1 protein-coding gene is annotated in these 3,119 nt (G+C 29.7%); it reads right to left on the bottom strand.

From position 1 onward, the window contains the following. A partial coding sequence (locus AB1Z17_RS00555) for an MG2 domain-containing protein (RefSeq protein WP_368049845.1) occupies positions 1–3,119 on the bottom strand: 3,119 nt, incomplete at both ends.

Below are 3,119 nucleotides of genomic sequence, written 5' to 3'. Positions count from 1 at the left end.
TTGTTGTTTTTCAACTTATCTAAACTAAATGTTCTTGTTTGATTGCTTCTTACCCACATTGGTAAAGTTTCAGTAACCAACATTCGGTTAGATAAAAGAGGTAATACATTTTGCTCACCATCTGAAAATTCACCAGCTTTTGCTACTATGTTATATTGAATAGCTTGAACATTATTAGGAATTGTTAATGACCAAATTATGTTGGTGTTTCCTTTTGCATCAACTAAAAAGTTTTGCTGGTTACTGAGCGGAGTCGAGGTAACAGTTTGCATTAATTCATTTGTAATATCTTTTCCAGAAATAGCATCTGTTAATACTAATTGCGCAATTCCGTTGAGCGATTTATCAGTTAAATTTGAAATTTTACTTGAAAATTGCAACACATCACCTTCACGTAGAAAACGAGGTGGATTTGGCAATACCATCAATTCTTTTTGTGTTACAGTTGTTAAAGTTTTAGTAGCGGAAACCAGTTCCTTTGTATGCGCTAATAATTGCAATTTCCATTGTGTTAACGCTTCTGGAATTGTAAAACTAAAACTTACGTTTCCATTTGTATCGGTTCTTAAATGCGGATAGAAAAATGCAGTTTCATTAAAGTTTTTACGAATTTTTACGGCTGACAAATCAGTTTTTTCAGACTCAACTGCACCAACAATTTCATTCTTTTTTTGATCGCCAAATCCAACAGTTACAACTTCATCAAGATCTTGTTCGGTTTCTACCATAGCTATTTCTTCAACCTCTACGTCATCATTTACAAGTTGCATTTTTCTTGCTGATAAGCCTCTAATCATAATTTGATTTGTGTTAAATCTAAAACCAAACCAATTTAAAGCATCAAAATGTTGTTGTATTTGTCCGTAATATGCACGGTCTAAATTGTTAATAGCAAATTGTTTATTTCCAAAACTTTGATGCGCTCTTCTATTGGTTTGAGCATAATAAACAGGATAAGAAATTGGATTGAATTGCCAATTATGTGATTTAAACTGGTCTAAAGAAGCATCGTACATACTTGCTAATAATTCCGCAGCAACTTTTTCATTTTTTTTACCTTTTAGTTTAAAACTCCAGGTTTCCTGTTGTCCAGGAAGTAATTTATCTCTAAATGTTTGTGTTTCAATTTCTAATTCTTTTACAGGATACGGAACAGAAACAGGTAAAGTACCGCTTTCAAAAGAATTAAAATTGGTAAAACTATAATGAATTGCAAATCCGCCTAAATCGCTTTTTGTTATAGGAATTTCTAGCTGTTTAATTTCATTATTTAAATGAATTGTTTTAGTATCAATTATTTTTTTATCTTTTTCAATATCAATAGTTACAGTGATATCTTTTGAAGCTGAACCAACTTTTAAAATTGCAATTTCGTTAGGTTTATAACTTGATTTATCTAAAGAAATAGAAAATAATTGATTGTCTGAAACTTGCTTATCATTTTTACTAAATACAGTAATTAGTTGTTTGTCTGTAATTATTTGACCGAATTTATCGTTATTTTCTGAAACAATAATATAGTTGCCAGATTCCCATTTTTTGATATTTTTAAGCGCAATTTCATTGCTGTTTGCTGTATTAAAATCGCTTTCAAAAACAAGTATTCCTTTTTTCCAATTAGATACATTGTCTTCATTTGAAAAAGCTTCATGGGGAAATTTATTTTTAAAATCTTTAACTGTATAAAGTTGATAATCTGGAGCAGTCCAAGCTCGTTTTCTTAAAACTGAATTTGGAGCTTCTAATTTGTATATTTTAAGAGTTCCTTTTGCCGAAACAGGTTGATTGTTTAAATTTTTTGTTTCAATTTTAAGTAAATTATCTTTATTATTTTTATCGATAATTGCGGCGATATTAATTTCAGTAATTAACGCGTGATAGCCTATTTTTACTAATGTTGAGGCACTTCTAGTTTCACCATTTATATCTGTAACATCGGCGGTAACTTCATAATAAAAAATTGGTAGATTCTCTTTATTTATACTTTTGTCTGCCAATGCTTTAAACGTAATAATGTAATCTCCATTTTCGTTTGTTTCTGTTTCTCCGTGTATAATTTCCTGAGGTTCTGAAGGTGTGAAATATGGTTTATGCCAATAGTACCATCTAGGATATTGTACTTTTCTATGAACACGATACGTTACTTTTGCATTGGTAATAGTACTGCCAGCAAAAGCAATTGCGCTTCCATTTATGCTAATGGAGTCATCAATTTTATAAGTTTTAGTTACAGGTTTAAAAGTGGTCTCGAATTTGGGTCTTTTATATTCTTCAACTGAAAAATAATACCGTTGATTTGTCAATCCTAGTTGGTTTAATTGAATAGAATAGTTTCCTAAAAGTCCGTTGTTTGGCAATACAAATTCCCCACTAACAGCACCAAATTCGTTGGTAGTTAAATCAAGCTCACTTATTTTTTCATTATTAACATTATAAAGTGAAGCAGTTACTAGCTCATCGGCATAAGGAGAAGATTTTTCGTCCTCTTTTTCAATAAATATTCCCTTAAAAAATACTGTTTGACTAGGTCTGTAGATGCTTCTATCTGTAAAAATAAATGGTTTTATAACACTATAATTTTTGCTTTCAGTATAGCTGTTATAATTGCTAAAATAATAATCTCCAAAACGAGCTTTATCCTTGTTATTTTTAATTGAAATTATAACATTTCTATGTGATTTTGTTGCGATAAAATTCAGCTGACCATTGTTATCTGTTATATAATTTTTATCAATTAAATTATTATAGCTTCCTGTATTATAGTTTTTTATGTTCACTTTTGCCCCAGAAATTGGTTTCCCGTTATTTCTGTCAACAACTTGATATGTATAATTGTTATTTAGTTTATTTTCAACCAAAGCAAGATCTGTTACTTGAATAGTTGAGGTTGCAAAAAGGCTTTCAGCATTCAAATTTTTAAATGTAGAAGCGTACATTAAATAATGTCCGTTTGTTAAAGGTGGAATTGCAATTTCAGTTGTATGTTCTTGAAAATCGTTTTCGGTTTTTAAGGTTTGTTGAAAAGAATTTAATTGCTTTAGTTTTTTAAGAAATACAATTTTTTCGTTGTTATTATAAATCTTATTAAACTTAGCAATTTCTTTTTCTGAAATGTTGTA

The organism is Lutibacter sp. (genome assembly GCF_040883305.1).
Classification (GTDB): domain Bacteria; phylum Bacteroidota; class Bacteroidia; order Flavobacteriales; family Flavobacteriaceae; genus Lutibacter.
Note: the sequence above shows the minus strand (reverse complement) of the source record. Positions and strands in the feature narration are given on the sequence as shown.